Source organism: Streptomyces sp. SID5785, assembly GCF_009870065.1.
Lineage (GTDB): Bacteria > Actinomycetota > Actinomycetes > Streptomycetales > Streptomycetaceae > Streptomyces.
The window spans coordinates 1-5120 of record NZ_WWIA01000574.1 but is presented as its reverse complement, the minus strand read 5'-3'; the positions used below and the strand labels follow the sequence as shown (position 1 = coordinate 5120).

Annotated in this window: 5 protein-coding genes; 4 read left to right on the top strand and 1 reads right to left on the bottom strand. The window is 74.3% G+C overall.

Annotated elements, in window-relative coordinates:
- The coding region (locus GTW43_RS18665; protein ID WP_161303163.1) for a TetR family transcriptional regulator at positions 1-276 on the bottom strand (276 nt) is incomplete at its 3' end.
- 122 nt (positions 277-398) lie between these two features.
- Between GTW43_RS18665 and GTW43_RS18660 the strand changes: the two genes are divergently transcribed.
- The 4 genes from GTW43_RS18660 to GTW43_RS18645 all read left to right on the top strand — a co-directional run.
- The gene (locus GTW43_RS18660; RefSeq protein WP_161303162.1) at positions 399-2243 is read left to right on the top strand and encodes a glycosyltransferase family 2 protein; all 1845 of its coding nucleotides are present in this window, start codon (positions 399-401) and stop codon (positions 2241-2243) included.
- Between the two features lie 5 nt (positions 2244-2248).
- Positions 2249-3340: a UDP-glucose 4-epimerase GalE gene (gene galE, locus GTW43_RS18655; RefSeq protein WP_343246052.1), complete on the top strand. Its 1092-nt coding sequence runs from the start codon at positions 2249-2251 to the stop codon at positions 3338-3340.
- Entirely contained in the window at positions 3331-4653 is a 1323-nt protein-coding gene (locus GTW43_RS18650; protein ID WP_161303160.1) for a UDP-glucose/GDP-mannose dehydrogenase family protein, read from the top strand. Before galE ends, GTW43_RS18650 begins: the two co-directional genes overlap by 10 nt.
- On the top strand, positions 4650-5120 hold a 471-nt coding region (locus tag GTW43_RS18645), incomplete at its 3' end, for an NAD-dependent epimerase/dehydratase family protein (RefSeq protein WP_161303159.1). The genes GTW43_RS18650 and GTW43_RS18645, both read left to right, overlap by 4 nt.

Sequence of the window (5120 nt, the reverse complement as noted above, 5' to 3'; positions counted from 1 at the left end):
GAGGACCGCCTCCAGCTCACCGACGAAGGCCTCGACGAGCCCGTCGAGCAGGGCGTCCTTGCCGTCGGCGTACCGGTACAGGGCCATGGCCTCGACGCCGAGCTCGGCTCCGAGGCCGCGCATGCTCAGTGCCTGCAGTCCGTCCCGGTCGACGATCTCGAGGGCGCTGGCGAGAACCCGCTCCCGGTTCAGCCGGCCGTACTTCCCGCCGTCCGAGGCGCGGCGGGCGGGCGGGTCCCCGGCGCCGTCCGGGGTGCGTGCGGTGCTCCGCGGCATCGTCTGCTCCTGTCACCCGGGCCTGTGCCGACTCGTCTTGACGCAGCTCCACCCTAGGCGCAAAGTCGTACATATACGACGTAAACATACGCCGTCGGTGTACAGCGCAGGAGCGTACGGCCATGACGTACCGCGAGCCGGTTCCGGTGGTTCCCCGCCCGGGGGACCTGCGCGAGGTGGCGGACCACCTGGCCCGCATCTCGGACGGCAACGTGGTGCGGGTCGCCTCCGACGGCCCGGCCTTCGGCCGGCCCTGCCGGGTGCGTGCCGTGCGGCCGGCGACGTTCGTGCCCGCGCTCCCCCGCCGCGACCGGGCCGCTCTCCTCGCCGTCGCCGCGGGCTGGTCGGTCAGCCTGGTCTGGTTCTGGGCGTGGTGGCTGCGGCCCGAGCACCGCGCGAGCTGGCCGGGACTGCTCGTCAACAGTGCGCTGCTGCTCTACCTGACCTGCCTGCCGGCCTACTTCTTCGCGACGGCCCTGCGGCTGCGCCGGGTCGATCCGGCGCTCGCGGTCCCCGCCCTGCCGGTCGCGTTCGCGGTCACCCGGGCGCCGTCCGAGCCGTGGCCCGCGGCCCGCCGCACCCTGGAGGCGATGCTCGCGCAGGACTTCCCGCACCCCTTCGACGTGTGGCTGTGCGACGAGGCGCCGACCCGCGACATCGCCGGCTGGTGCCACCGCCACCGGGTGCGACTGTCCTCGCGCCAGGGCCTGCCCGCCTACCACCGCCCGACGTGGCCGCGCCGCACGCGCTGCAAGGAGGGCAACCTCGCCTACTTCTACGACCACTGGGGCTACGCCGAGTACGCGGTCGTCGCGCAGCTCGACTGCGACCACGTGCCGGCCCCCGGCTATCTCGCCGAGATGGTCCGCCCGTTCGCCGACCCGGCCGTCGGATACGTCGCCGCGCCCAGCGTCTGCGACGCCAACAGCGCCCTGTCCTGGTCGGCGCGCGGCCGGTTGCACCGCGAGGCCGTGTGGCACGGGGCCGTCCAGCTCGGCCACAGCGACGGACTGGCCCCCATGTGCATCGGCTCGCACTACGCGGTGCGCACCCGTGCGCTGCGCGACATCGGCGGCCTGGGACCCGAACTCGCCGAGGACTTCTCGACGACGTACCTGCTCAACTCGGCGGGCTGGCAGGGCGCGTTCGCCATCGATGCCGAGGCACACGGCGACGGGCCGCTGACCTTCCCCGACATGGTGACGCAGGAGTACCAGTGGTCGCGCAGCCTCACCACGATGCTGCTCGGGCTGCTGCCACGCCATCTGGCCCGGTTCTCCACGACGCTGCGCCTGCGGTTCGCGTACGCACTGGCCTACTATCCGCTGCTCGGCCTGATGATCGTGGCCGGACTCGTGCTGCCGCCGGTCGCCGTGATCACGGGGCTGCCGTGGATGAACGTCGACTACTTCCAGTTCCTGCTGCACTTCTGGCTGATGCCGCTGTGGCTGATGCTCACCCTGTGGCTGCTGCGGCGGCGCGGACTGCTGCGGCCGCCCGGGGCACCGCTGCTCAGCTGGGAGGTGTGGCTGTTCGCACTGGCCCGCTGGCCGTTCGTCATCGCCGGCCTGTGCGGCGCGGTCCGCCAGAAGGCGCGGCCCCGGCAGGTCACGTTCAAGGTGACGCCCAAGCACGCGGCCGGCCCGCGGCCGCTGCCCACCCGGCTGACCGTGCCGTTCGCCGTCATCGGCACCGTACTTCCCGCCGTCGCCGTGTACGGAGAGCTGACCGGCCCGGCCGTCGGCTACGTCTTCCTGTGCCTGGTCGCGGGCGCGGCGTACGCGCTGGTCGCGCTCGCCGTCCCGCTGCTGCACGTGCGCGAGACCTCCCGGGCGGCCTCGGTGCCGTTCCGGGCGGCGCTGCACACCGCGCGCCTCCCCCTCCTGGCGGCGGTCCCGGCGGTGCTGGCCGTCGCGACGGCCGCCGTCCTGTACCCGGCCTACGCGGCCGCCGTTCTGGGCTGGTGAGCACCGTGTCCGACCGTCACCGCTCCCCCTCGACCGTGCTCGTCACCGGCGGCGCCGGCTTCATCGGCAGCCACGCCTGTGTCGAACTCCTCGACCACGGCTACGAGGTGATCGTCGTCGACGACTACTCCAACAGCGGCCCGCAGGTGTTCTCCCGGGTCGAACGGATCGCGGGCCGGTTCACCGGCGCCGTCTACGAACTGGACATCAGGGACCGGCGCGCCCTGTCGGCCGTCTTCGACCGCCATTCCGTCGACGCCGTCCTGCACTTCGCCGCGCACAAGTCCGTCGGCGAGTCGACCCGCATGCCCGTCACCTACTACGACGCCAACGTCGGCGGGACCACCGCCCTGCTGCACGTCATGGCCGAACACGGCGTGCGCAGCCTGGTGTTCTCCTCCTCCTGCTCGGTGTACGGCGACGCGGGCGGGGGCCCGCTCGACGAGTCGGCCCCGCACCGGCCGACGAACCCGTACGCACGCTCCAAGTCGGTGTGCGAGACCGTGCTCGCCGACGTGTGCCGGGCCGACCCGCGCTGGACGGTGCTGTGCCTGCGCTACTTCAACCCGGCGGGCGCGCACCCCAGCGGCCTGCTCGGGGAGGACCCGCACGGCACCCCCGGCAACCTCTTCCCCTGCCTCGCCCGGGTCGCCGCCGGACGGCGCCCGCGGCTGCGCGTGTTCGGCGCCGACTGGCCGACTCCCGACGGCACCGCGGTGCGGGACTACCTGCACGTCGTGGACACCGTCGAGGCCCACCGGATCGCGCTCGACCGGCTGGCCGACGCGCCGGGCCTGCGGGTGTTCAACCTCGGCCGAGGACACGGCAGTTCGGTGCTGGAGGTGCGGGCCGCGTTCGCACGGGCGAGCGGTCAGGACATCGCGTACGAGATCGCCGGGCGCCGCGCGGGCGACGTCGCCGAACTCGTGGCGGACGCGGGCGCGGTGAGCCGCGCCTGGGGCTGGCACCCCACCCGGGGACTGGCCGACATGTGCCGGGACGCCTGGCGTTTCCAGCAGCTCAACCCCGACGGTCTGCGGGGCACACCCCGCCGGCCGGGCATCGAGCAGTGCGAAGGAGCGGGACCATGCGGATGACGGTCATCGGCACGGGATACGTCGGCACGGTGCACGCGGCGTGCATGGCCGGCATCGGCCACGACGTGCTCGGCGTCGACATCGACGCCGAGCGGGTCGCGGCCCTCGCCGCGGGCCGGGCCCCGCTGCACGAGAAGGGACTCGATGCGCTGCTGGCGCGCGGCACGGCCGCGGGCCGGCTGCGGTTCACCACGTCGCTCACCGAGGCGGCCCGCTTCGCGGACCTGCACTTCGTGTGTGTGGGGACGCCGCAGCGGCCCGACGGGGACGGCGCGGACCTGCGGTTCGTGGACGCCGTCGTCGAAGGGCTCGGTCCGCGGCTGCGGCCGGGCGCCCTGGTCGTCGGCAAGTCGACGGTGCCGGTCGGCACCGCCGCGCGGATCCGGCGCCGGCTCACGGACCTGGCGCCGGGCACCGAGGTCGCCTGGAACCCCGAGTTCCTGCGCGAGGGCGCGGCGGTGCACGACACGATGCGTCCCGAACGGCTGGTCCTCGGGGTGTCGTCGCCGCGGGCGGAGACGCTCCTGCGCGCGGCGTACGGGCCGCTGCTGCGGCGCGGGGTGCCCGTGTTCACGACGGACCCGGCCACCGCGGAGCTGGTGAAGGTCGCCTCCAACGCCTTCCTCGCCACGAAGATCTCGTTCGTCAACGCGATGGCCGAGGTGTGCGACGCGGCCGGCGCCGATGTCACCCTGCTGGCACGGGCGATGGGCGCGGACACGCGGATCGGACCGCGGTTCCTCGACCCCGGGCTCGGCTTCGGCGGGAGCTGCTTCCCCAAGGACATCCGTGCGTTCGCCGCCCGCGCCGAGGAGCTGGGCGCCGGCCCCGCCGTCGCGTTCCTGCACGAGGTGGACCGGATCAACACCCGCCAGCGGCGGCGGACGGTGGACCGGGCCCGCGCCCTGCTCGGCGGAGGGTTCGCCGGTCGCCGCGTCGGTGTGCTGGGAGCCGCGTTCAAGCCGGGCAGCGACGACGTGCGCGACTCGCCCGCGCTGGCCGTCGCGGCGGCCGTCGCCGCGGAGGGCGGCGCCGTGCGGGTGCACGATCCGCAGGCGCTGGACAACGCCCGTGCCGCGTACCCCGATCTCACGTACGCCCTGGACGTGCCCAAGGCCTGCGAGGACGCGGACCTGGTGCTGCACCTGACGCAGTGGCCCGAGTACCGCGCCCTGTCCCCCGCCGCGCTGGTGCCCCTGGTCCGCACCCCGACCGTGCTCGACGCCCGCAACTGCCTGGACGGACGGGTGTGGGGCGCGGCCGGCTGGGCGTTCCACGCGCTCGGCGGTCCGGCGGCGGGCGGTGCGTCATGAGGGTCGTGGTCACGGGCGGCGGCGGATTCCTCGGCTCGCACCTGTGCGAGGCCCTCCTCGCCCGCGGCGACAGCGTCTGGTGCCTGGACAACTTCTGCACGGGCCTCCCCGCGAACGTGGCGCACCTGCTGTCCGCGCCCCGCTTCCGGCTCCTGTCCCGTGACGTGACCGAGCCGTTCGAGGTGCCCGGGCCGGTGCACGCGGTCGCGCACCTGGCGAGCCCCGCGTCCCCGCCCGACTACCACCGACTGCCGCTGGAGACGCTGGCGGTGGGCAGCCGCGGCACGGAGAACGCGCTGCGGTGTGCGCTGCGCCACGGCGCCCGCTTCCTGCTCGCGTCGACGAGCGAGGCGTACGGCGACCCGGAGGTACACCCGCAGCCGGAGGAGTACTGGGGGCATGTGAACCCGGTGGGCCCGCGCAGCGTCTACGACGAGGCGAAGCGGTACGCGGAGGCGCTGACGTCA